The organism is Microbacterium sp. SWDP-B6 (assembly GCF_059803615.1).
On the sequence record NZ_JAPFGV010000001.1, the window covers coordinates 482113 to 505194 of the forward strand.

Genomic DNA, 23082 nt, shown 5'->3' on the forward strand with positions numbered 1-23082 from the left:
AGGCGTGGGAGACTAGAGCAATGCTCCGCGTGCTCACGGCCGGCGAATCGCACGGCCCAGAACTCATTGCCGTCATGGAGGGTCTGCCTTCAGGCGTCCCTGTGTCCTCCGAGGCGATCCAGGCCGATCTCGCACGTCGCAAGCTCGGCTATGGGCGCGGCTCGCGCATGAAGTTCGAGCAGGACGAGCTGACGATCTCGGGCGGCGTCCGCCACGGCAAGACCCTCGGCAGCCCGATCGCTCTCCGCATCGGCAACACGGAGTGGCCGAAGTGGATCGAGGTCATGAACCCCGAACCGGTCGAGCTGACAGACAAGTCCCGTGGCCGGAGCGCACCGCTGACCCGCCCGCGGCCAGGACACGCCGATCTCGTGGGCATGCAGAAGTATGACTTCGACGAAGCACGGCCCATCCTCGAGCGTGCCAGCGCGCGAGAGACGGCTGCCAGGGTCGCCCTCGGCGCCATCGCCCGCTCGTTCCTCGGCGAGCTGGGCATCCGCCTCGTCAGCCACACGCTGTCGATCGGGCCGGTACGCGTGCCGGACGGCGCTCCGCTTCCGACCCCCGAAGACGTCGACACGCTCGATGCCGATCCGCTGCGCTGCTTCGACGCGACGACCTCCGCCCTCATGGTGGAGGAAGTCGATGACGCGAAGAAGGACGGCGACACCCTCGGTGGGATCGTCGAGGTGCTCGCATACGGTCTTCCGCCCGGACTGGGCTCGCACGTTCACTGGGATCGCCGTCTGGATGCACGTCTCGCGCAGGCCCTCATGAGCATCCAGGCGATCAAGGGCGTCGAGGTCGGCGACGGCTTCGAGACCACGCGCCGACGCGGCTCCGCCGCTCACGACGAGCTGTTCGCGACCGCAGACGGCATCTCGCGCGGCTCGGACCGCGCGGGAGGCACCGAGGGCGGGATGTCGACCGGAACGGTGCTGCGCGTGCGCGCGGGAATGAAGCCGATCGCCACCGTGCCGCATGCTCTTCGCACGATCGACGTCGCCTCGGGCGAGGACGCCACCGCACACCATCAGCGCTCTGACGTGTGCGCCGTGCCGGCGGCCGGAGTGGTGGCCGAAGCCATGGTGGCCGTCGAACTCGCCAATGCCGTGCTCGAGAAGTTCGGGGGCGACAGCATCGGCGAGACCCGCCGCAACCTCGAGGGTTACCTCGCGGCGATCCCGGCCGAGCTGCGCACGACGCCCGCGTCCGAGGCGGCGCTCATCGCGCATGACGAGCGAGGCTGATCCGCTGACGCTGGTGCTCGTCGGTCCGATGGCCGCCGGCAAGACCAGCGTCGGGCGTCGCGTCGCGCGCAAGCTCGGCGTGCCGTTCGTCGACACCGACAAGCGCGTGGTCGCAGCACACGGCCCGATACCGGCGATCTTCGAGCAGCACGGTGAGGCGCACTTCCGCGCGCTCGAGCGCGCCGCGGTCGCAGAGGCTCTGGGGACGGGCGGTGTGATCTCCCTCGGCGGTGGGGCCGTGACGGACGCGGCCACCCGCACGCTGCTGATCGAGCACCCGGTCGTGTTCCTGACCGTGACCCCTGCGGCGGTCGCCGATCGGATCCACAGCGGCGGACGCCCCCTGCTCGCGGGCGATGACCCCGTCGGGCGTTGGACACAGATCTTCGAAGAACGTCGAGACTGGTATGACGAGGTGGCATCCGTGACGTTCGACACGTCACGGCGCCCCATGCAGCGCATAGCCGACGACATCGTGGCATGGAGGAGAGAACTGGGATGAGTACGACAACCATCAGCGTGACGGGGGAGAACCCCTACGACATCGCCATCGGCCGCGGCATCCTCGACCGGGTGTCAGAGGCGCTCGATCCCGGAGTGCGCAAGGTCCTCGTCGTCCACCCGCCCACGCTCGCCGCCCGTGCGGCGGAGCTGCGGGATCGGCTGCTCGCCGACGTCGAGAACGGTCAGCGCGAGGTTCTGCTCGCAGAGGTGCCTGATGCCGAGCAGGGCAAGCGCATCGAGGTGGCCGCCTTCTGCTGGCAGGTGATGGGACAGGCCGACTTCACCCGTTCGGACGCCGTCGTCGGATACGGCGGCGGCGCCGTGACGGATCTCGCCGGCTTCGTCGCGGCGACCTGGCTGCGGGGGGTGCAGCTCGTCCAGGTGCCCACCACCGTGCTCGGCCTCGTGGACGCATCGGTGGGCGGCAAGACCGGGATCAACACCGCCGAGGGCAAGAACCTCGTCGGCGCTTTCTGGGCACCTCGCGCGGTGATCGGCGACCTCGACGAGCTCGCCAGCCTCAGCCCGAACGAGGCGACCGCGGGCTTCGCCGAGGTCGTGAAGGCCGGATTCATCTGGGCCCCCGAGATCCTCGACATCATCGAAGCGGACCCCGCGCGCGCCGTCGACTCGACGACACCCGAGTTCCGTCGGGCGATCGAACTCGCCATCGACATGAAGGCGCAGGTCGTCTCCGACGACTTCCGCGAAGCGGGCCAGCGCGAGATCCTCAACTACGGCCACACCCTCGGCCACGCGATCGAGCATGCCGAGCGATACCGCTGGCGACACGGTGCGGCCGTCTCGATCGGCATGCTGTACGCGGCTGAGCTGTCGCGACTCGCCGGCCGACTGTCGGACTCCGCCGCCGAGCGTCACCGCACGATCCTCGACTCGCTCGGGCTGCCGACCGGCTATCGTGCCGGTGCATGGCCACAGCTGCTCGCGACGATGCAGCGCGACAAGAAGAGCCGGGGTGGCATGCTGCGGTTCATCCTCCTCGACGACATCGCCAAGCCCACCGTGCTGCAGGCGCCGGACGAGTCGCTGCTCTTCGCCGCCTACCAGGAGATCGGCGAATGACCCGTCGCATCCTGCTCGTCAACGGTCCGAACCTCAACCTGCTCGGCAGCCGCGAGCCCGAGGTCTACGGCACGGCGACACTCGCCGATGTCGAGAAGCTCACCGCTGCGGCCGCCGAGGCGGAGGGCTTCGAGCTCCGGGCGCTGCAGAGCAATCACGAGGGGGTGCTGATCGATGCCATCCACGCCGCGAGGGAGGACTGCACTGCGATCATCATCAACCCGGGCGGGCTCACGCACACGAGTGTGGCGCTGCGCGACGCCCTGACCGGCGTCGCTCTGCCGTTCGCCGAGGTGCACATCTCCGACGTGTACGCGCGGGAGGAATTCCGGCACCATTCCTACCTCCACGATGTGGCAGCGGTGCGTGTGATCGGCGAGGGCGTCGACGGCTACGCGAGCGCTGTGCGGCAGCTCGCAGCGCTCATCGCGTAGAATCGACTCTCGGCCCACCCCAGTCCACCTCGGACGCGAGCGGCCCCCAGACTCTAGAAACGGAAAGTCCAGCGCATGGCATCTACCGCAGACATCAAGAACGGCGTCGTCCTCAACATCGAGCGGCAGCTCTGGAGCGTCGTCGAGTTCCAGCACGTCAAGCCCGGCAAGGGCGGCGCGTTCGTCCGCACGAAGCTCAAGAACGTGATGAGCGGCAAGGTCGTCGACAAGACGTTCAACGCCGGCGCGAAGATCGAGATCGAGAACGTCGACCGTCGCGACTACACCTACCTGTACACCGATGGTGACGGCTACGTCTTCATGGACCAGACCGACTACGACCAGATCACTGTCCCCGCGGCGACCGTCGGCGACGCGAAGAACTTCCTGCTCGAGAACCAGCAGGTCACGATCGCGCTCAACAACGGCAACCCGCTGTACATCGATCTGCCGGCGTCCGTGATCCTCGAGATCACCTACTCCGAGCCGGGCGTGCAGGGCGACCGCTCGTCGGCCGGCACCAAGCCCGCCACGCTCGAGACGGGTTACGAGATCCAGGTGCCGCTGTTCGTGGAGACCGGCACCAAGGTCAAGGTCGACACGCGCACCGGCGACTACCTCGGTCGCGAGAAGTAAGGCGTGAGCGCCCGTACGAAGGCGCGCAAGCGCGCACTCGACATCCTGTTCTCCGCCGACGTCCGTGGCGACGAGGTCGCGGTGGCCCTGGCCGCCGAAGCCAAGCGCGCCGCGAGCGAACCCGCCCGCGAGGCCTCCTGGCTGTACGCGCGCGAAGTCGTAGACGGCATCATCGACCACCGCGACGAGATCGACGAGCTCATCACGACGCACAGTCGAGACTGGAAGCTCGAGCGGATGCCCGCGGTCGACCGCGCGCTGCTGCGCATCGGTGTCTGGGAGATCCTGTTCAACGCCGAGGTGCCGACGGCCGTCGCCATCGATGAGGCGGTCGAACTCGCCAAGGAGTTCTCCACCGACGATTCGGGCGCATTCGTGCACGGCGTGCTCGCCCGCGTCTCTCGCGCGGCCTGAGCGACGACTCAGGACGCGGTCTCCGAGATGTCGGAGGCCCTGGGAAGGATGGGGTCATGCCCGCGCCGCACGTCGATCTTCGGGATCTCATGCAGATCACCGATGCGGGTGGTTATCAACGCGGTCTCGCCTATTTCCGCGAGGGCAACGTGCTCGACGTGGTCTGGCATGAGGATCTCCTCGAACTCGAGGGGCATGTTCGCGGCAGCTCCGATGCCCAGTATGTGACCGAGATCCTCTTCCACTCGTCGAACGGGACGAGGCGTCCGAGGACGACTCGCTGCTCGTGCCCGGTGGGCAGCGGCTGCAAGCACGTCGTCGCGACGCTGCTCGCGTCCAACGTGCACGAGTACTCCCAGCAGGCCGCGGCTCTTCAGCGTCAGCCAGACGCTCAACCGGAGTCGGCCGCGCCCCGCAGCGCTGCGGCGACGTCGTGGCGCAGCCTGCTCGACCCGTCGGTCTCTCGGCACCCCCAGCGCCTCGCGCTCGGGATCGAGCTGCGGCATCGCGAGTCCCGCAGCGAGAACCACTGGGGACCACGCCCCGTTCGTGCTGCGACGGCACGCGATCTGGCACGCCCGAACGGGGAGCTGCTGCTGGCGATCCGTCCGATGATGCGCAGTGCGCAGACCGGCGCCTGGATTCAGGGAGGCGCAGGCTGGGATGCCGTCCGGCGCGACGCCTCACAGTTCGGCCGCGATCAGAACCGCTGGTTCGGCGACCTGCTCAGCATCTCGCGGGATTCGCTGCTCTCCGGCAACGCCGGCGAATGGCTCGTCCTCGACCAGGTCGAGTCCCCTCTGCTCTGGCGGCACCTCCGAGCGGGAGCCGAGCTCGGCATCCCGCTCGTCGCGAGTCAGAAGAGCGCCTCGGTGCGCATCGCTGCCGGCGCAGAGGTCTCGACACGCATCACTCGAACGGACGACGGCTCTCTGGCGGTGTCCGCGGACGTGCGCATCGACGATCGAGAGGTTCCTGACCGGGAGGTGCATCCGATCGGCCGCACGGGGGTGTACTCGGTCGGCCTCGTGGGCGCACGGATCGAGATCGTCCTCGCCGAGGTGTCGCTGAGCGAGCAGACGCGCGCACTGCTCGCGGCACCCGATCCGATCGTCGTGCCCTCCGACGACGAGAAGGCGTTCATCGCCGACGCGTATCCGCTGCTGGCGAGACGAAGCACCGTGCGCACGGTCGGTGCGGTCGCGCTTCCCGACGTTCCCGAGCCGGAGCCCGTGTTGACCGTCGGCTACGAGCGCGGCGATGTCGTGAGCTACACGTTCGAATGGTCATACGGTCAGTTCGGGCGCGTGCCGTTCGCCTGGAACGACGCAGCAGTGCGCGACGCCGCCGTCGAGACCGCCAAGAGGGCGGCGATCGAGGCTGCGTGGCAGGAGTTCCGTACGACGAGCTTCAGGCCGAGCGGTTCCTTCCATGACATCGACGCGGCGGCGTTCGTCGCGGAGGGGGTTCCCTCGCTCGAGGCGGTGGGAGTGCGCGTCGAATCGAGCGGAGAGCGCAAGGCGTACCGCGAGCTGACCGGTGATCCGCAGGTCAAGGTCACGACCGTCGAGTCGACGGATTCCGACTGGTTCGATCTCGGCATCCTGGTGACGATCGACGGCCGGACGATCCCCTTCGGGCCGCTGTTCACGGCACTGAGCAAGGGGCGCAAGAAGCTGCTCCTCTCCGATGGCGGGTACTTCTCACTCAACCACCCGTCGCTGGATCGTCTCCGTGACCTCATCGAGGAGGCGGGCGAGCTCGACGAGTGGGAGACGGGCCCCCGGATCAGTCGCTACCAGACCGATCTCTGGGAGGAGTTCGAGGATCTCGCAGACGAGGCCGAGCCTGCCGTCAGCTGGCGCGCCACGGCTGACGGGCTTCGTCAGGCCACCGGTGTCCCCCCGACGCCCGTGCCCGAGGGGGTTCAGGCGGAGTTGCGCCCCTATCAGAAGACCGGCTTCGACTGGCTGGTCTTCCTGTGGCGTCATCGGCTGGGCGGAATCCTCGCCGACGACATGGGTCTCGGCAAGACCCTGCAGCTCCTGACGTTCGTGCAGCACACGAGGGATGCCGGCGAGACGCGGCCGTTCCTCGTGCTCGCGCCCACGTCGGTGCTGAGCACCTGGCGGTCGGAGGCCGCGCGATTCACTCCGGGGCTTCGCGTGTCGATCGTCGACAGCACGAGCGGAAAACGCGCTGACGTGCTGAGGGCGGCGGCACGGTCGAGCGATCTCGTCGTCAGCTCGTACACGGTCGCACGACTCGACGAAGAGGAGTTCCGCGAGGTCGAGTGGGCCGGGCTGATCCTCGACGAGGCCCAGTTCGTCAAGAACCCCAAGACGAGACTCCACCGCGCCATCTCGACGTTCCGTGCCGACGTCACGTACGCCGTGACCGGCACGCCGATGGAGAACAGCCTCTCCGAGCTGTGGTCGCTTCTCAAACTCGCCGCGCCGGGGCTCTTCCCCTCGGCGCGGAAGTTCAAGGACCGGTACATCCAGCCGATCGAGAAGGGGAAGGTCCCCGAGAACGAGGAGGGCGGCGAGTATCGCGCTCGGCGCCTCGCCCAGCTCCGTCGTCGCGTCAGGCCGCTGATGCTGCGGCGCACGAAGGAGCTCGTGGCGCCCGATCTCCCTGCCAAGCAGGAGCAGCTTCTCGAGGTCGAGATGAGCCCGGAGCACAAGGCGCTCTACGACGTCGTGCTGCAGCGCGAGCGTCAGAAGGTCCTGGGGCTGATCGACGATCTCGATCGCAACCGCTTCATCGTGTTCCGCTCTCTCACGCTGCTGCGGATGCTGAGCCTCGCACCTGCGTTGGTCGACGAATCCGATGCGGACATCGGCTCGAGCAAGCTCGACACGCTTCTCGAGCGAGTGGTCGAGCTGCAGGCCGAGGGGCACCGCGCGCTCGTCTTCAGCCAGTTCACCTCGTTCCTCGATCTCGCAGCTGCTCGTCTCGAGGCCGCCGGCATCCCGTATGCGCATCTCGACGGCTCGACGCGGCGCAGAGAGCAGGTGATCGACGGGTTCAAGGCGGGGGAGCAGCCGGTGTTCCTGATCAGCCTGAAGGCCGGTGGGTTCGGACTCACGCTGACCGAAGCCGACTATGTCTTCCTGCTCGATCCCTGGTGGAACCCGGCCGCCGAAGAGCAGGCGATCGACCGCACGCACCGCATCGGGCAGACGAATCAGGTGTTTGTCTATCGGATGATCTCGACCGGCACGATCGAGGAGAAGGTCCTCGAGCTTCAGCGCCGCAAGGCCAGGCTCTTCACCGCGGTGATGGACGACGACGAGCTCTTCGCGCAGTCGCTCACGGCCGACGACATCAAGGGCCTGTTCGACGAGGCCTGATTTGTTCCGGCCGGGTCACCGCATCCGTCCAGCACCCCGTCGGTAGAATCGAACGGTTCACTTCAGGAGGAATGCATGCGGATCACGGGACTCGGCCACGCCGGGATGTTCATCGAGACAGTCGGCGGGAACATCATCTGCGACCCGGTTCTCGGGCCCTCGTTCTTCGGCTCGTGGTTCCCGTTCCCCGACAACCGTGCGCTCGACTGGGAGCGGTTCGGCCGCGAGGCGGACTTCCTCTACATCTCTCACCGGCACCGCGACCACTTCGACCCGACGCTGCTCGAGCGCTACATCCGCAAGGACATCGAGGTGCTGCTGCCCGAGTACCCCATCGATGACCTCGAACAGGACATCAGGGCACTGGGATACACGAACATCACCTACGCCCCGGCGGGCAGGATCATCGAGCGCGGCGATCTCAAGATCATGATCACGCCGTTGCGAGCGCCGAGTGACGGCCCCATCGGCGACTCGTCGCTGAGCGTCGACGACGGCACCGGATCGGTGCTCAACCAGAACGACTCCCACCCCCTCGACCTCGACACACTGCTGCACTTCGGCAAGCCCGACGCGTACTTCACACAGGTCTCGGGTGCGATCTGGTGGCCCATGGTCTACGACCTGCCGATGGACGCGAAGCAGAACTTCGCGAAGCTCAAGCGAGACGCGCAGAACAAGCGAGCGATGTACTACATCGACAAGGTGGACGCTCCGCACGTCTTCCCGATGGCAGGGCCGCCCATGTTCCTGCGCGACGATCTCTTCGACTTCAACGGGGTCGGCCGCAACGGTGAGTCCATCTTCACGGACCAGAAGCAGTTCCTCGCCCACATGAAGGAGCTCTCGCCGCAGTACGACGGGCATCTGTTCGTTCCGGGGACGGTCGTGACCGTCGACGCCGGTCAGGTGTCGACCGAGCAGACGCTGTACTCCGAGGCGGAGCTCGCCCACATCTTCGATGAGAAGTGGGACTACCTCGAAGAGCAGCGGGCGTCCCGCCAGCAGGAGATCCTCGATGAGGAGGCCTCTCGCGCAGAGGTCCTTCCTGCCGCCGAGATGCTCGAGGAGCTGAAGACCTGGTGGGAGCCGCTGCTGAAGAAGTCGCGCACCATCCGTCTCGGAGTCGGTGGCTGCGTGCGATTCAGGATCGGCGACATCGACATGGTCGTGGACTTCCCTCGGGCGAAGGTCCGCGAGTATGCGGGCGAGGAGTGCATTTACTGGTACACGATCCCCGCTGATCTCGTCTCGACGAACATCCGCGATCATGAGATCGACTGGTCGAACTCGATCTTCCTCTCCATGCAGTTCCAGGTGGGACGCAGCGGCAAGTTCAACGAGTTCCTGACGACGTTCCTCAAGTGCCTCTCGGTCGACCGCATCGAGTACGTCGAGAACTGGTACCAGGAGCAGACGGATCAGACCGAGGACGCCGAGATCGGCGACTGGGTCGTGCAGCGCCGCTGCCCGCACCTGCGTGCCGACCTGACCAAGACCGGCAAGGTCGACGAAGACGGCATCCTGACCTGCAGCATGCACGACTGGAAGTGGGACCTCAAGACCGGCCGCTGCCTGTCGACGAGCGGTCACCCGATCCGTTCCACGAAGATCGACGAGGTCAGCGACGCTGTGCTCAGCGAGGCCAGCTGACGTGTCACGAACCCCGCATCCGCAGGGATCGGGTCGTGATGCCCGAACGACGCGGCTCGAGTACAAGGGGCCGTTGCGCGGTGCGCGATGGATCGTGCGATCCGACTCCGAGCGACTCGTGCGCATCGCCGCGGACTTCTTGACCGGCGTGGGCTTCGAGCGCCGCGACGACGACTTCGACGGCAGGCTCCGCGCGCGAGGCTCGGAGTGGACGGCGACCGCGCTCGAGATCGGCGATGAGAAGGGCTCGAAGCGCAGCTGGTGGCGAGGTCTGCTGACCGACGAACTGCCCTTCCCGTTGCCCCACGCGCTGCAGCCCGTGCTGCCCCCGACGCTCGTCGTGGCCGCAGCACGCCCCGTCGCCGTCGGCGTGGCCGAGCTCGTCGTCTTCCCGCACACTTCGGCACGTGGAGATGCGACGCATGCGCGCGCAGCGGCACCACGCGTCACATCCGCCCTGGAACAGATCACCGCCGCCGCCGGGGCCGAGGGCGCGATGCTCTCGCACGAGTCGCTCTCCGGCATAGCGAACGACGGCTCGCCCGCCTCGCAGGCGGTCGTGCGTGAAGTCCTGGAGTGGCGCTGAGTCGCGCTAGACTGGGTCAATCAAGCAACCTTTAACACCGTCCTGTGAGGCGGAGAAGGGAGCGGCCGATGAGTGCACGAACTGTGCTGCACGAAGCCGATATCTCGCGGGCATTGACCCGCATCGCACATGAGATCCTCGAATCCAATCGGGGGGCTGAGAACCTCGTCCTGCTGGGAATTCCGACCCGCGGAGTCACTCTCGCCCATCGCCTGTCCGCTGTGATCGGTGAGATCGCACAGACCGCCGTTCCGGTGGGAGCGCTCGACGTCACACTCTTCCGGGACGATCTCGCGAAGCAGCCGACGCGGTCCCCTCGTCCGACCGACATCCCCGCCGGCGGCATCGACGGCAAGACGGTCGTCCTCGTCGACGACGTGCTCTTCTCCGGTCGCAGCATCCGCGCTGCGCTCGATGCGCTGCAGTCGATCGGACGTCCCTCGATCGTGCGCCTCGCGATCCTGGTCGATCGGGGTCACCGCGAACTGCCGATCCGGCCCGACTTCGTCGGCAAGAACATCCCGTCGTCCCGTCAGGAGCGCGTCAACGTGCGGCTCGCCGAACATGACGGCGCCGAGGAGGTGACGATCGAAGCATGAGACACCTCCTCGACACCCGCACCCTCGACCGCGAGACGGCTCTGCGCATCCTCGACGTCGCCGAGGACATGTCCGACACGCAGTCACGCGAGGTCAAGAAACTCCCGACCCTCCGCGGCAAGACCGTCGTGAACCTCTTCTTCGAGGACTCGACGCGAACCCGCATCTCGTTCGAGGCCGCAGCGAAGCGTCTGTCGGCCGACGTCATCAACTTCGCGGCCAAGGGCTCGAGCGTCTCCAAGGGGGAGAGCCTGAAGGACACCGCCCAGACGCTGCAGGCGATGGGCGCGGATGCGGTCGTCATCCGCCACCCCGCATCAGGTGCGCCGCAGACACTCGCCACCAGCGGCTGGATCTCGGCCGGGGTGGTCAACGCCGGCGACGGCACACACGAGCACCCGACCCAGGCGCTCCTCGACGCGTTCACGATCCGCAAACGGCGCTTCGGCGCCGACAGCCGCGGTCGCGATCTCGCCGGCATTCGGGTCGTGATCGTCGGCGACGTGCTGCACTCGCGGGTCGCGCGATCGAACGTCTGGCTGCTCGCCACACTCGGCGCCGAGGTCACCCTGGTCGCTCCGCCCACCCTGGTGCCGCAGAACGTCTCGCTCTGGCCCGCCAGGGTCGTCTACGACCTCGACCAGGCCCTGGCCGAGGGGCCCGACGCCGTGATGATGCTCCGCATCCAGCTCGAGCGCATGAACGCCGCATATTTCCCCACTGAGCGGGAGTATTCCAGACGATGGGGTCTTGACGCACTGCGTGTGGCCGGCCTTCCGGACGGTAGCATTGTCATGCACCCCGGACCCATGAACCGAGGGTTGGAGATCTCCTCCGAAGCCGCCGATTCCCCGCGCTCGACCGTGCTGGAACAGGTGACGAACGGGGTGTCCATCCGCATGGCGGTGCTGTACCTGCTCCTTGCAGGAGAACGAGACGACGAACGAGGGGGAGACCAGTGAGCGAGACCCTCGTCATCACCGGCGCACAGCTTCTCGGTGCCGAGCGCGCCGACATCATCGTGGAGAACGGTCTGATCACCGAGATCGGCACCGGGCTGAGCCGTGGGGGTGCGCGGGTCATCGACGCCGACGGCCTGGTGGCACTTCCCGGACTCGTCGATCTGCACACCCATCTGCGCGAACCCGGCTACGAAGCATCCGAGACGATCCTCACCGGCACCAGGGCGGCCGCGGCCGGTGGGTTCACCGCCGTGTTCGCCATGCCGAACACGTCTCCGGTGGCCGACACCGCGGGCGTCGTGGAGCAGGAGCTCGCGCTCGGTGAAGCGGCCGGGTACGCGACCGTGCAGCCCATCGGCGCCGTGACCGTGGGGCAGAAGGGCGAGCGACTCGCCGAGCTCGGTGCGATGGCGACATCCCGTGCGCAGGTGCGCGTCTTCAGCGATGACGGATTCTGCGTCTTCGACCCGCTGATCATGCGTCGCGCGCTCGAGTACGTGAAGTCCTTCGGCGGCGTCATCGCGCAGCACGCGCAGGACCCCCGCCTCACCGAGGGCGCCCAGATGAACGAGGGCACCGTCTCGGCCGAGCTCGGCCTCGCCGGATGGCCGGCCGTCGCCGAGGAGTCGATCATCGCCCGCGATGTGCTCCTCGCCGAGCACGTCGGATCGCGTCTGCACGTCTGCCACCTGTCGACGGCCGGCTCCGTGGACATCATCCGCTGGGCCAAGAAGCGGGGCATCGACGTCACGGCCGAGGTCACTCCGCATCATCTGCTCCTCACCGATGAGCTCGTGCGCGGGTACGACGCGCGCTACAAGGTCAATCCGCCGCTGCGTCGCGAGGAGGACGTCCTGGCGGTGCGCGAAGGCCTCGCCGATGGCACCATCGACATCGTCGCGACCGACCACGCGCCGCACCCGAGCGAGCACAAGTCGTGCGAGTGGCAGGCCGCCGCCAACGGCATGGTCGGACTCGAGAGCGCGCTGCGCGTCGTGCACCAGTCGATGGTGCAGACCGGCCTGATCGGCTGGGAGGACGTCGCTCGGGTGATGAGCGCCGCGCCCGCGCGGATCGGCCGTCTCTCGGGCCACGGGCTGCCTCTCAAGGCGGGTGCTCCCGCGCAGATCACCCTCTACGACCCGTCCGTCGCCGGCGTCTTCACCGAATCGGACCTGCACGGTCGCAGCGTGAACTCGCCCTACCTCGGCCGCGACCTCTCCGGTCGCGTCGAATTCACGGTGCACCGCGGAGTCCTGACGGTCGACGGCGCAGACGTCGTCGAGGAGCTGAACGCATGAGCGCACGCGACACCGCCATCGCGATCACCATCGCCGTGGCGGCGCTCGTGCTCGTCGTCATGTTCACCGCGTGGCGACGACGACTCCGACGCGACTCTGGTCTCTCGGCGCCCCTCGGAGTGCCGGAGCACGCCGAGGTGATCGCCCGTCGTGAGGTGCTCTACGTCTCGACGACCAAGCACGACCAGCCGCTGGAGCGGCTGACCCTGCACCCGCTCGCCTACCGAGCCAGGGGAGAGGTCGCCGTCACTGATCGCGGCCTCGCGCTCTGCCTCGACGGGGCGCCGACGGTCTTCCTCGCCTCCGCACGGCTCGCGAGCGTCGATCGTGCGACCGTGACGATCGACCGCGTCGTGGAACCGGGCGGACTCGTCCGCGTCGCCTGGAGCGCAGACGACGACACGATCGTCGACTCGTACCTCCGCCTCACAGACGGCGACCCCCAGAACTTCATCTCAGAACTGCAGCGCCTCGTCCCGGCCACGGACGACGCCGCCGCCCCCGACACAGGAGCAACGTCATGACAGCCCTCCCCGAACCCGCCGTCCTCGTCCTCGAAGACGGGACCCGCCACACGGGCCGTGCATACGGCGCGCGGGGCACCACTTTCGGCGAGGTCGTCTTCGCCACCGGCATGTCCGGCTACCAGGAGACCCTCACCGATCCCTCGTACGCAGGCCAGATCGTCTTGCAGACGGCACCGCACATCGGCAACACCGGCATGAACGACGAAGACCGCGAGTCCCGTCGCATCTGGGTGGCCGGCTACATCGTCCGCGACCCTTCGCGCGTCGTCTCGAACTGGCGAGCCAACGCCTCGCTCGACGAGATCCTCGAGCGAGACGGCATCGTGGGCATCAGCGGCATCGACACCCGCTCGATCACCCGACACATCCGCTCGGCCGGCTCGATGCGCGGCGGCGTGTTCTCGGGCGACGCCGCGAAGATCGACCCCGAAGAGCAGCTGCGGCTCGTGCGCGAAGCCCCCGAGATGGCCGGTCAGAACCTCTCGTCGCAGGTCTCTGTCGACGTCGCCACGGTGACGACGGCGATGGGGGAGCGGGTCGGCAATCTCGCCGTCCTCGACCTCGGAGTCAAGCAGGCGACGATCGACAATCTGGCAGCCCGCGGCTTCGAGGTGCACGTGCTGCCCCAGGACGTCACGATCGACGACATCCGCTCGATCGACCCCGTCGCCGTCTTCTACTCGAACGGCCCCGGAGACCCCGCGGCGTCGGGCGACCATGTCGAGCTGCTGCGCTCGGTGCTCGACGACGGGCTGCCGTTCTTCGGGATCTGCTTCGGAAACCAGCTGCTCGGCAGGGCGCTGGGGCTCGGCACCTACAAGCTGCCCTTCGGCCACCGCGGCATCAATCAGCCGGTGCTCGACAAGTCCACCGGACGCGTCGAGATCACCGCGCACAACCACGGTTTCGCCGTGGAAGCGCCGCTGGAGGGTTCGTTCGACAGTCCCCACGGCTACGGCAAGGTCGAAGTCAGCCACGTCGGTCTGAACGACAACGTCGTGGAGGGCCTCCGCGCCCTCGACATCCCGGCGTTCTCGGTGCAGTACCACCCGGAGGCCGCCGCCGGCCCGCACGACGCCAACTATCTCTTCGACCGGTTCCGTGACATGGTCATCGCCAGCAAGAAGGACGCCAAGTAATGCCCAAGCGCGACGACATCAACTCCGTTCTCGTCATCGGCTCCGGCCCGATCGTCATCGGTCAGGCCTGCGAGTTCGACTACTCCGGCACCCAGGCGTGCCGTGTGCTCCGCGAAGAGGGCGTCAGGGTCATCCTGGTCAACTCCAACCCGGCCACGATCATGACCGACCCCGACTTCGCCGACGCGACGTACATCGAGCCGATCACGTGGCAGGTCATCGAGACGATCATCGCGAAGGAGCGCCCTGACGCGATCCTTCCGACTCTCGGTGGACAGACCGCCCTGAACGCCGCGATCGAGCTGCACAACCACGGCATCCTCGAGAAGTACGACGTCGAGCTGATCGGCGCGAGCTTCGAGGCGATCAACAAGGGCGAGGACCGCCAGATCTTCAAGCAGCTCGTGCTCGACGCCGGAGCCGACGTCGCCCGCAGCATCATCGCGCACTCGATGGACGACCTGCTCGAGGGTGCGGCCGTGCTGGGCTATCCGCTCGTCGTGCGCCCTTCGTTCACGATGGGCGGTCTCGGCTCGGGCTTCGCATACGACGAAGAGGACCTGCGCCGCATCGGCGGGGCCGGTCTGCGCGATTCGCCGACCACCGAGGTGCTCCTGGAGGAGTCGATCCTCGGCTGGAAGGAGTACGAGCTCGAGCTCATGCGCGACACCGCCGACAACACGGTGGTCGTCTGCTCGATCGAGAACGTCGACCCGGTCGGCGTGCACACGGGCGACTCGATCACGGTCGCCCCCGCTCTGACGCTCACCGACCGCGAGTACCAGAAGCTCCGCGACATCGGCATCGACATCATCCGCGCCGTCGGCGTCGACACCGGTGGCTGCAACATCCAGTTCGCCGTCGACCCCAGCAACGGCCGCATCATCGTCATCGAGATGAATCCGCGCGTCTCGCGCTCGAGCGCCCTCGCCTCGAAGGCCACCGGGTTCCCGATCGCCAAGCTCGCGGCCAAGCTCGCACTCGGCTACCGTCTCGACGAGATCCCCAACGACATCACGGGTGTCACCCCGGCGAGCTTCGAGCCCACGCTCGACTACGTCGTCGTCAAGGTGCCGCGATTCGCGTTCGAGAAGTTCCCGGCCGCCGATGCGACGCTGACGACCACCATGAAGTCGGTGGGTGAGGCCATGGCGATCGGCCGCAACTACGCGACCGCGTTGCAGAAGGCGCTGCGCTCGCTCGAGAAGCGCGGCTCGAGCTTCCACTGGGGCGAGGAGAACCGCTCGGCAGACGAGCTGCTCGAGATCTCGAAGATCCCGACCGACGGTCGCATCGTCACCCTGCAGCAGGCGCTGCGCAAGGGTGCGACAGTCGAGCAGGCGTTCGAGGCGACCGCGATCGACCCGTGGTTCATCGACCAGATCGTGCTGATCAACGAGGTCGCCGAGACCGTGCGCACGGCGCCCGAGCTCGATGCGGCCACGCTCCGCTATGCCAAGGAGCACGGATTCTCCGACGCGCAGATCGCACAGCTCCGGGGTGACGACGAGGCCGAGATCCGCGGTGTGCGCCACGGCTTGGGCATCCGCCCCGTGTACAAGACGGTCGACACCTGCGCCGGCGAGTTCCCGGCTCTCACGCCGTATCACTACTCGAGCTACGACTTCGAGACCGAGGTCATGCCATCGGATCGCACCAAGGTCGTGATCATCGGATCCGGTCCCAACCGCATCGGCCAGGGCGTCGAGTTCGACTACTCCTGCGTGCACGCGTCGTTCGCGCTGTCGGATGCCGGCTTCGAGACCATCATGGTCAACTGCAACCCCGAGACCGTGTCCACCGACTACGACACGTCCGACCGGCTCTACTTCGAGCCGCTGACGCTCGAGGACGTGCTCGAGGTGCTCGACGCGGAAGCCGCCAGCGGCACCATCCTCGGCGTCGTCTGCCAGCTCGGCGGCCAGACGCCGCTGGGTCTCGCCAAGGGCATCGAGGCCGCGGGCTACACCGTGCTCGGCACGAGCCCCGAGGCCATCGACATCGCCGAAGAGCGCGAGCTGTTCTCCCAGCTGCTCGACGCGGCGGGTCTCATCGCACCGCGTCACGGCACCGCTGTGAACGCTGACGCCGCGGTGGCCGTGGCCGACGAGATCGGCTACCCCGTGCTCGTGCGTCCGAGCTTCGTGCTCGGCGGCCGGGGAATGGAGATCGTCTACAGCGCGGAGTCGCTGCGCGAGTACTTCGTGCGCACGGCGGGCGAAGTCATCATCGAGGAGGGCAAGCCCCTGCTCGTCGACCGATTCCTCGACGATGCGATCGAGCTCGATGTCGACGCGCTGTACGACGGCACCGATCTGTACATCGGCGGCGTGATGGAGCACCTCGAGGAGGCCGGCATCCACTCGGGCGACTCCAGCTGCACGCTGCCGCCGGTCTCGCTCGGCCGCACCGACATCGACCGGGTGCGCGAGGCGACCCTCGCGATCGCGAAGGGTGTCGGCGTGCGCGGTCTGCTCAACGTGCAGTTCGCGATCAGCGCCGGCGTGCTCTACGTCATCGAGGCGAACCCGCGCGCGAGCCGCACGGTGCCGTTCGTCTCGAAGGCGCTGGGCATCCCGATGGCGAAGGCCGCGAGCCGCATCATGGTCGGCTCGACCATCGCCGAGCTCCGCGCCGAGGGCATGCTCCCCGAGCAGGACGGCTCTCGTGTGCCGCTCGACGCCCCCGTCTCGGTGAAGGAGGCCGTGCTTCCCTTCAAGCGGTTCCGCACGGCCGACGGCAAGACCGTCGACTCGATCCTCGGCCCGGAGATGCGCTCGACCGGCGAGGTCATGGGCATCGACCGCGACTTCCCGACCGCGTTCGCGAAGAGCCAGGCGGCCGCGTACGGCGGGATGCCGACCTCGGGCACCGTGTTCATCTCGGTGGCCGACTCCGACAAGCGCGCGGTGATCCTGCCGGCCCACCGTCTGCAGCAGCTCGGGTTCACGATCGTGGCCACCGAGGGCACGGCCGAGATCCTCTCGCGCAACGGCATCGCGGTGACCGTGGTCGAGAAGTACAGCGAGACCCAGGAGTCGGGCGCGACCAACATCGTCGACCTCATCAACGACGGGTCGATCGACATCGTCGTGAACACGCCTTCGGGTGGAGCGGCGCGTGCTGACGGCTACGAGATCCGTGCGGCGGCCGTCGCGGCCGACAAGGCGCTGTTCACCACGATGGCAGTGCTCGGCGCAGCGGTGAGCGGCATGGATGCAGCCCACGAGGGCTTCCAGGTGAAGAGCCTTCAGGAGTACGCACTCGACCGGAAGGCCGCTCTGTGAGCGCACGCTTCGGCGAACGGGTCCGTGCCGCCCTCGCGGCGCACGGCCCGCTGTGCGTGGGTATCGACCCGCATGCGGCGCTGCTCGCGGACTGGGGGCTCGGCGACGACGCCTCCGGCGTCCGCGAGTTCGGGCTGCGCACGGTCGATGCCGCCGCTGGCCGTGCCGCGATCGTGAAACCGCAGGTGTCGTTCTTCGAGCGCTTCGGCTCTGCGGGGTTCGCGGCCCTCGAAGGGGTGCTCGCGGCTGCGCGCGCGGCCGGACTCATCGTGATCGCGGATGCCAAGCGCGGCGACATCGGCTCGACCATGGATGCGTATGCGGCGGCGTGGCTCACACCGGGGTCTCCGCTCGAGGCCGACGCCCTGACCGTCAACCCGTTCCTCGGGGTCGGTGCGCTCGACGGCGCCTTCGCCCTCGCCGGCGAGCACGACAAGGGCCTCTTCGTGCTCGCGGCGACGAGCAACCCTGAGGCGCAGACTCTGCAGCGCTCGGTCTCCGAGACCGGCCGCGCCGTGTCTGCGGACATCATCTCGGTCGTCTCGGCACGCAATGCGGAGCACTCGGAGGCAGGCGAGTGGGGAAGCTTCGGCTTCGTCATCGGAGCGACGGTGGACTGGACGGATGCCGGCATCGCCGCGTTCGCGCCGGTGGCACCCGTCCTCGCCCCCGGTTTCGGCACGCAGGGCGCGACTCCGGCAGACCTGCACCGGCGGTTCGGCTCGATGAGCCCCGCGGTGATCGCGAGCGAGAGCCGCAGCATCCTCTCGGCCGGACCCGCTGGTCTCGCCGCCGCCATCGACGCCCGCGTCGCAGAGTACAGGGAGGCCGGCCGTGGCTGAGTCCCGTCCCGTCCCCGAGGTCGATCGTGCCGCCGCCGCACGCAAGGCGGTCGAGCGGCGCCGCGCCCGTGCGTCGCTCAAGCGCGATCTGACGACGCGTGTCGTCACCCCGCAGTCGGTGCTCGAGCGCGCCACCGCCGACCCCGACTCGGTCGAGGGATCGATGCGCATCACGGACTTCCTGCTCGCCCTCCCTGCCATCGGGGCGGGCAAGCGCGACCGGATCCTCGCAGAACTGCACATCTCGCCGGTCAAGCGACTGGGCGGTCTCGGCGTCAGGCAACGGCTGGCGCTCACGCAGTGGCTCGACACGCGCTTCCCGCTCCTGCAGCCGCGGGGCGCACGCAGCCGTCTGCTGGTGCTCGCCGGCCCGACGGCTGTGGGCAAGGGCACGGTCGCTGCCCACATCCGCGAGCACAATCCCGAGATCCATCTGTCGGTCTCGGCGACGACCCGCGCACCGCGCCCGGGCGAGATCGACGGCGTGCACTACTACTTCGTCGACGACGCGGAGTTCGATCGGCTGATCGCCGAGGACGAGCTTCTCGAGTACGCGGTCGTGCACAACAGGTCGCGATACGGAACTCCGCGTGCCCCGATCGATGCCGCGCTGGCCGCCGGCAAGACCGTTCTGCTCGAGATCGACCTGCAGGGTGCGCGCCAGGTGCGCAAGGCCGAGCCTGCGGCGACGCTCATCTTCCTGCTGCCGCCGACCTGGGACGAACTGGTTCAGAGACTGGTCGGTCGAGGCACCGAGGGTGCCGAGGAACGCGCTCGCAGACTGCGCACCGCGAAGGTGGAGCTCGCCGCGCAGAACGAGTTCGATCACCTCATCGTGAACGAGGACGTCGCCGCCGCGGCCGCAGAGGTCGTAGAATTGTCTTCAAGCTCTGCGCGCTGAGCTTCTTCGCGCGCCGCAGCACAGTCTTCGCGACGATCCCGTCGCCTGATCAGGAGGTCCCACCATGGCCGGACACCACACCAACGGAATCATCGATCCCCCCATCGACAACCTGCTCGACCGCGTCGACTCGAAGTACGAGCTCGTGATCTACGCCGCCAAGCGTGCCCGTCAGATCAACGACTACTACTCCGATCTCCACGAGGGCAACCTGTTCGACAACGTCGGTCCGCTCGTCGACTCCTCCGTCGAGGACAAGCCGCTGACCATCGCTCTGCACGAGATCAACGAGGACAAGCTCCGCCTCCGTCACGCCGAGTGACGTCCGATGACCGCACCGCCGACTGATGTCGGCGGTGCGGTCCATCATGGGAGCCACCCCCTTCCTGCTGTCCGATTCCGTCCTGGAGCCCCGATGAGCGCGCTGCGTCTGTTCACGTCCGAGTCCGTCACCGAGGGGCACCCGGACAAGATCTGCGACCAGATCTCAGACAGCATCCTCGACGGACTCATCGCGAAAGACCCCGGCTCGCGGGTCGCGGTCGAGACGCTGGTGACCACCGGTCTCGTGCACGTCGCCGGTGAGATCCGCACCGAGGCCTACGTCGACATCCCGACCATCGTCCGACAGGTCGTCAATGGGATCGGCTACACGTCGAGCGACACCGGCTTCGACGGGGACTCCTGCGGTGTGAGCATCTCGGTGGGCGAGCAGTCGACGGACATCGCCCACGGTGTCGACAACGCCCAGGAGCACCGCGACGGGTCATCCGTCGATCCGCTCGACGGACTCGGTGCCGGAGACCAGGGCATCATGTTCGGGTTCGCCACGAACGAGACGCCGCAGTTGATGCCGATGGCCGCGTGGACCGCGCACCGCATCGCCGAGCGTCTCGCCGAGGTTCGCCGCTCCGGCGCGCTGCCGTTCCTCCGCCCCGACGGCAAGACGCAGGTCACGCTCGGATACGACGGCTTCACGCCCAAGACCGTCGATGCCGTCGTGCTGTCGACCCAGCATCACCCCGAGATCTCGCAGGAAGAGCTCAAGGCACAGGTGCGGGAGCACGTGATCGACCCGGTCCTCGAGACCACAGGGCTCGACCTCGACGACATCACCTACTACATCAACCCCGCCGGTCCCTTCGTGACCGGCGGTCCCAAGGGCGACGCCGGGCTCACCGGCCGCAAGATCATCATCGACACGTACGGGGGTGCGGCGCGCCACGGTGGCGGTGCCTTCAGCGGCAAGGACCCGTCCAAGGTCGACCGCTCGGGCGCCTACGCGACGCGCTGGGTCGCCAAGAACGCCGTGGCGGCGGGTCTCGCCGACCGGCTCGAAGTCCAGGTCGCGTACGCGATCGGAGTCGCACGTCCGGTGGGGCTCTACGTCGAGACCTTCGGCACCGGCAAGGTGTCGGACGAGGCGATCATCCGCGCGATCAACGACGTCTTCGATCTCCGTCCGCAGGCGATCATCGAGGAGCTCGATCTGCTGCGCCCGATCTATGCGCAGACAGCCGCCTATGGGCATTTCGGTCGCGAGCTGCCGGAGTTCACCTGGGAGCGCACCGACCGCGCTGAGGAGCTGCGGCGCGCTGCAGGCCTCTGACGGAGCGCGAGCCTGATGGCGATCCGCTCATGACGGCCGAGAGCCGTCGTATCGCGCGCGTGCTGCTCGACTCGCCGCTTCCGCAGCTCGACCGGCTCTTCGACTACGCCCTGCCGGCAGAACTCGGAGACGTGCCCATCGGGGTGCGCGTGCGCGTGCCGCTCCGTACCGCCGGTCGGGTCATCGACGGGTACGTGGTCGAGATCGACACCGAGGACGACGCCGACAGGCCCCTCTCCGAGGTCGAGAGCGTCGTCTCACAGGTTCCCGTGCTCCCCGAACGCACCTACCGGCTGGCTCGTCGTGCAGCCGACCGTGCGGCGGGTTCGGCGTCGGACGTGCTGCGTCTCGTCATCCCCAAGCGTCAGGTGCGGGTCGAGAAGGCGTGGACCTCAGACGCGCCGACGCCCGTGCCCGCCGATGACGCCGTCACCTCCGCATCTTCGCTCATCGCCACGTACGACCACCTCGAGGAGGTGCTCGAAGGCGCAGGCAGAGCCGCAGTGGAGGCGATCCCGGTGCAGCACAGGGGCGAGCCTGGCTGGACGGCTCTGCTCGCGTCGACGGCGACGCGGATGCTCGCTGCCGGACGCTCCAGCATCCTGATCGTGCCGGACCATCGCGACCTCGATCTGCTGCTCGCAGCGCTCGGTTCGCTGGTTCCGCCCGAGGCTGTCGTGCGATACGACTCACGTCAGACGAACCCCGATCGATACCGCTCGTTCCTCAGATCGCTCGAGGATGCTCCGTGCATCGTCGTCGGCAACCGCTCCGCCGTGTACGCGCCGGTCCGCGCCGGGCTCGTCGCCGTCTGGGACGACGGCGATCCGCTGCTCGGCGAACCTCTCGCGCCCTACATCAACGCGCGCGATGCGGCCCTGCTCCGGCAGGAGCAGGAGGACTCCGCCCTGCTCTTCGTCGGCCACACCCGTACGACGGACGTGGAGCGCCTCGTCGCGCACGGCTACCTGCAGGACGTGCGAGCCGCGCGGCGGGTGATGCCGAGGGTGATCCTGAGCACCCCGCAGGAGATGGATGCGCCGACAGCCCAGCGGATGCCGTCGTCGGCGTTCCTGTCGGCCCGCAACGCCGCGTCCGAGGGGCCGGTGCTCGTGCAGGTCTCGCGCCCGGGATTCGCACCGTCCCTCGTATGCGCGGAGTGCCGGGCCCCCGCCCGATGCGCGCACTGCGGCGGACCCCTGGGCGCCAAGCATCGCGGCGCCGTGCCGGTGTGCGCGTGGTGCGGCCGGGGCGCGCGAGCCTGGACCTGCCCGACGTGTGCGTCGACCAAGCTGCGCCTGGCGTCGTCGGGAAGCGAGCGGACCGCCGACGAGCTGGGCAAGGCGTTCCCCGGCGTCCGCGTGATCGTGGCCGACAGCGCGCACCCGGTCGAGCACGTCGCGGACAAGCCCGCACTGGTGGTCGCGACGCGCGGCGCCGAGCCGCTTGCCGAGGGCGGTTATCGCGCAGTGGTGCTGCTCGACGGTCCGCGGATGCTCCAGGCCCCGGATCTGCGGATCGGCGAGGCCTGCCTGCGGTGGTGGTCGAACGCGGCAGCGCTCGCGGCCCCGGGGGCGCCGATCCACCTCGTCGGAGTCGACGGCACGATCGCGCGAGCGCTCGCGACGTGGAACCAGTCGGGTTACGCACGCGCTGAGCTCGCAGAGCGCGCGCCGCTCCACATGCCGCCGGCCGCGCGCGTGGCCCTGGTCGAGGGGTCAGCCGCGGCCGTCGGCCGTGCGCTGGCGGCGCTGCAGGAGCTCGCCCTCCCGTCCGACGCGGTCCTGGGTCCTGTGCCCATCGAGTCCGACGACTACCCGCCGCGCGTCCGCGCCCTCGTCCGGTTCGAGTACGGCGCCGGAGTCAAGGTCGCGGCGACGCTGCGAGCGGCCGTCGTCGCCGAAGCCGTCAGCAATCGCCGGGGCAAGGGCAAGTCGACTCGGAGCACGCTCTCGGTTCGGCTCGATATCCTCGACCCAGAGCTCTGATCAGTCCGCAC

Annotated in this window: 20 protein-coding genes; all 20 read left to right on the plus strand. The window is 68.2% G+C overall.

What is annotated here, in order from left to right; genetic code table 11:
* The first annotated feature begins 20 nt into the window (after positions 1-20).
* The 20 genes from aroC to OPU70_RS02530 all read left to right on the plus strand — a co-directional run bounded on the left by aroC (position 21) and on the right by OPU70_RS02530 (position 23071).
* Positions 21-1250, plus strand: coding sequence for a chorismate synthase (aroC, locus tag OPU70_RS02435; RefSeq protein WP_042536615.1), 1230 nt, complete (start codon positions 21-23; stop codon positions 1248-1250).
* On the plus strand, positions 1234-1752 hold the full coding sequence (locus OPU70_RS02440) for a shikimate kinase (RefSeq protein ID WP_042536616.1): 519 nt from the start codon (positions 1234-1236) through the stop codon (positions 1750-1752). The genes aroC and OPU70_RS02440 overlap by 17 nt, the downstream gene beginning before the upstream one ends.
* A complete protein-coding gene (gene aroB, locus OPU70_RS02445; protein ID WP_079112815.1) occupies positions 1749-2837 on the plus strand; it encodes a 3-dehydroquinate synthase in 1089 nt (362 codons plus the stop codon). The genes OPU70_RS02440 and aroB overlap by 4 nt, the downstream gene beginning before the upstream one ends.
* The gene (aroQ, locus tag OPU70_RS02450) at positions 2834-3271 is read left to right on the plus strand and encodes a type II 3-dehydroquinate dehydratase (protein WP_056376921.1); all 438 of its coding nucleotides are present in this window, start codon (positions 2834-2836) and stop codon (positions 3269-3271) included. The genes aroB and aroQ overlap by 4 nt, the downstream gene beginning before the upstream one ends.
* 75 nt (positions 3272-3346) lie before the next feature.
* Entirely contained in the window at positions 3347-3907 is a 561-nt protein-coding gene (efp, locus tag OPU70_RS02455) for an elongation factor P (RefSeq protein ID WP_042536619.1), read from the plus strand.
* Between the two features lie 3 nt (positions 3908-3910).
* The gene (nusB, locus tag OPU70_RS02460) at positions 3911-4321 is read left to right on the plus strand and encodes a transcription antitermination factor NusB (RefSeq protein WP_042536620.1); all 411 of its coding nucleotides are present in this window, start codon (positions 3911-3913) and stop codon (positions 4319-4321) included.
* 56 nt (positions 4322-4377) lie between these two features.
* Positions 4378-7677, plus strand: coding sequence for a DEAD/DEAH box helicase (locus tag OPU70_RS02465; RefSeq protein ID WP_498557078.1), 3300 nt, complete (start codon positions 4378-4380; stop codon positions 7675-7677).
* 75 nt (positions 7678-7752) lie between these two features.
* A complete protein-coding gene (locus OPU70_RS02470; RefSeq protein WP_498557079.1) occupies positions 7753-9330 on the plus strand; it encodes a Rieske 2Fe-2S domain-containing protein in 1578 nt (525 codons plus the stop codon).
* Position 9331: 1 nt separating this feature from the next.
* Entirely contained in the window at positions 9332-9916 is a 585-nt protein-coding gene (locus OPU70_RS02475; protein WP_042536622.1) for a hypothetical protein, read from the plus strand.
* Between the two features lie 68 nt (positions 9917-9984).
* Positions 9985-10515 (plus strand): bifunctional pyr operon transcriptional regulator/uracil phosphoribosyltransferase PyrR, encoded by a 531-nt coding sequence (gene pyrR / locus OPU70_RS02480; protein WP_042536623.1) that lies wholly within the window; start codon positions 9985-9987, stop codon positions 10513-10515.
* On the plus strand, positions 10512-11477 hold the full coding sequence (locus OPU70_RS02485; protein ID WP_042536624.1) for an aspartate carbamoyltransferase catalytic subunit: 966 nt from the start codon (positions 10512-10514) through the stop codon (positions 11475-11477). The genes pyrR and OPU70_RS02485 overlap by 4 nt, the downstream gene beginning before the upstream one ends.
* On the plus strand, positions 11474-12778 hold the full coding sequence (locus OPU70_RS02490) for a dihydroorotase (protein ID WP_498557080.1): 1305 nt from the start codon (positions 11474-11476) through the stop codon (positions 12776-12778). Before OPU70_RS02485 ends, OPU70_RS02490 begins: the two co-directional genes overlap by 4 nt.
* Positions 12775-13302, plus strand: coding sequence for a PH-like domain-containing protein (locus tag OPU70_RS02495; RefSeq protein ID WP_498557081.1), 528 nt, complete (start codon positions 12775-12777; stop codon positions 13300-13302). The genes OPU70_RS02490 and OPU70_RS02495 overlap by 4 nt, the downstream gene beginning before the upstream one ends.
* A complete protein-coding gene (carA, locus tag OPU70_RS02500; protein ID WP_056376910.1) occupies positions 13299-14444 on the plus strand; it encodes a glutamine-hydrolyzing carbamoyl-phosphate synthase small subunit in 1146 nt (381 codons plus the stop codon). The genes OPU70_RS02495 and carA overlap by 4 nt, the downstream gene beginning before the upstream one ends.
* Positions 14444-17731 carry a carbamoyl-phosphate synthase large subunit gene (gene carB, locus OPU70_RS02505; protein WP_498557082.1) on the plus strand — a complete coding sequence of 1096 codons (3288 nt, stop codon included), beginning with the start codon at positions 14444-14446 and terminating at the stop codon, positions 17729-17731. Before carA ends, carB begins: the two co-directional genes overlap by 1 nt.
* The gene (gene pyrF, locus OPU70_RS02510; RefSeq protein ID WP_498557083.1) at positions 17728-18573 is read left to right on the plus strand and encodes an orotidine-5'-phosphate decarboxylase; all 846 of its coding nucleotides are present in this window, start codon (positions 17728-17730) and stop codon (positions 18571-18573) included. Before carB ends, pyrF begins: the two co-directional genes overlap by 4 nt.
* Positions 18566-19474 (plus strand): guanylate kinase, encoded by a 909-nt coding sequence (gene gmk, locus OPU70_RS02515; RefSeq protein WP_042536630.1) that lies wholly within the window; start codon positions 18566-18568, stop codon positions 19472-19474. The genes pyrF and gmk overlap by 8 nt, the downstream gene beginning before the upstream one ends.
* Before the next feature lie 64 nt (positions 19475-19538).
* Positions 19539-19796, plus strand: a complete 258-nt coding sequence (rpoZ, locus tag OPU70_RS02520; RefSeq protein WP_042536631.1) for a DNA-directed RNA polymerase subunit omega — start codon at positions 19539-19541, stop codon at positions 19794-19796.
* Between the two features lie 93 nt (positions 19797-19889).
* A complete protein-coding gene (gene metK, locus OPU70_RS02525; RefSeq protein WP_498557084.1) occupies positions 19890-21083 on the plus strand; it encodes a methionine adenosyltransferase in 1194 nt (397 codons plus the stop codon).
* A 29-nt stretch (positions 21084-21112) separates the two neighbouring features.
* Entirely contained in the window at positions 21113-23071 is a 1959-nt protein-coding gene (locus OPU70_RS02530) for a primosomal protein N' family DNA-binding protein (RefSeq protein WP_455904931.1), read from the plus strand.
* The last annotated feature ends 11 nt before the right edge of the window (positions 23072-23082 follow it).

What these genes read in the sequence shown, in the direction of transcription:
- OPU70_RS02530 (WP_455904931.1), top strand. Translation starts at nt 21,113, where the DNA reads ATGACGGCCGAGAGCCGTCGTATCGCGCGCGTGCTGCTCGACTCGCCG.
- pyrR (WP_042536623.1), top strand. Translation starts at nt 9,985, where the DNA reads ATGAGTGCACGAACTGTGCTGCACGAAGCCGATATCTCGCGGGCATTG.
- OPU70_RS02485 (WP_042536624.1), top strand. Translation starts at nt 10,512, where the DNA reads ATGAGACACCTCCTCGACACCCGCACCCTCGACCGCGAGACGGCTCTG.
- OPU70_RS02440 (WP_042536616.1), top strand. Translation starts at nt 1,234, where the DNA reads ATGACGAGCGAGGCTGATCCGCTGACGCTGGTGCTCGTCGGTCCGATG.
- aroB (WP_079112815.1), top strand. Translation starts at nt 1,749, where the DNA reads ATGAGTACGACAACCATCAGCGTGACGGGGGAGAACCCCTACGACATC.
- metK (WP_498557084.1), top strand. Translation starts at nt 19,890, where the DNA reads ATGAGCGCGCTGCGTCTGTTCACGTCCGAGTCCGTCACCGAGGGGCAC.
- aroC (WP_042536615.1), top strand. Translation starts at nt 21, where the DNA reads ATGCTCCGCGTGCTCACGGCCGGCGAATCGCACGGCCCAGAACTCATT.
- efp (WP_042536619.1), top strand. Translation starts at nt 3,347, where the DNA reads ATGGCATCTACCGCAGACATCAAGAACGGCGTCGTCCTCAACATCGAG.
- OPU70_RS02470 (WP_498557079.1), top strand. Translation starts at nt 7,753, where the DNA reads ATGCGGATCACGGGACTCGGCCACGCCGGGATGTTCATCGAGACAGTC.
- rpoZ (WP_042536631.1), top strand. Translation starts at nt 19,539, where the DNA reads ATGGCCGGACACCACACCAACGGAATCATCGATCCCCCCATCGACAAC.
- carA (WP_056376910.1), top strand. Translation starts at nt 13,299, where the DNA reads ATGACAGCCCTCCCCGAACCCGCCGTCCTCGTCCTCGAAGACGGGACC.
- carB (WP_498557082.1), top strand. Translation starts at nt 14,444, where the DNA reads ATGCCCAAGCGCGACGACATCAACTCCGTTCTCGTCATCGGCTCCGGC.
- OPU70_RS02495 (WP_498557081.1), top strand. Translation starts at nt 12,775, where the DNA reads ATGAGCGCACGCGACACCGCCATCGCGATCACCATCGCCGTGGCGGCG.
- OPU70_RS02465 (WP_498557078.1), top strand. Translation starts at nt 4,378, where the DNA reads ATGCCCGCGCCGCACGTCGATCTTCGGGATCTCATGCAGATCACCGAT.
- aroQ (WP_056376921.1), top strand. Translation starts at nt 2,834, where the DNA reads ATGACCCGTCGCATCCTGCTCGTCAACGGTCCGAACCTCAACCTGCTC.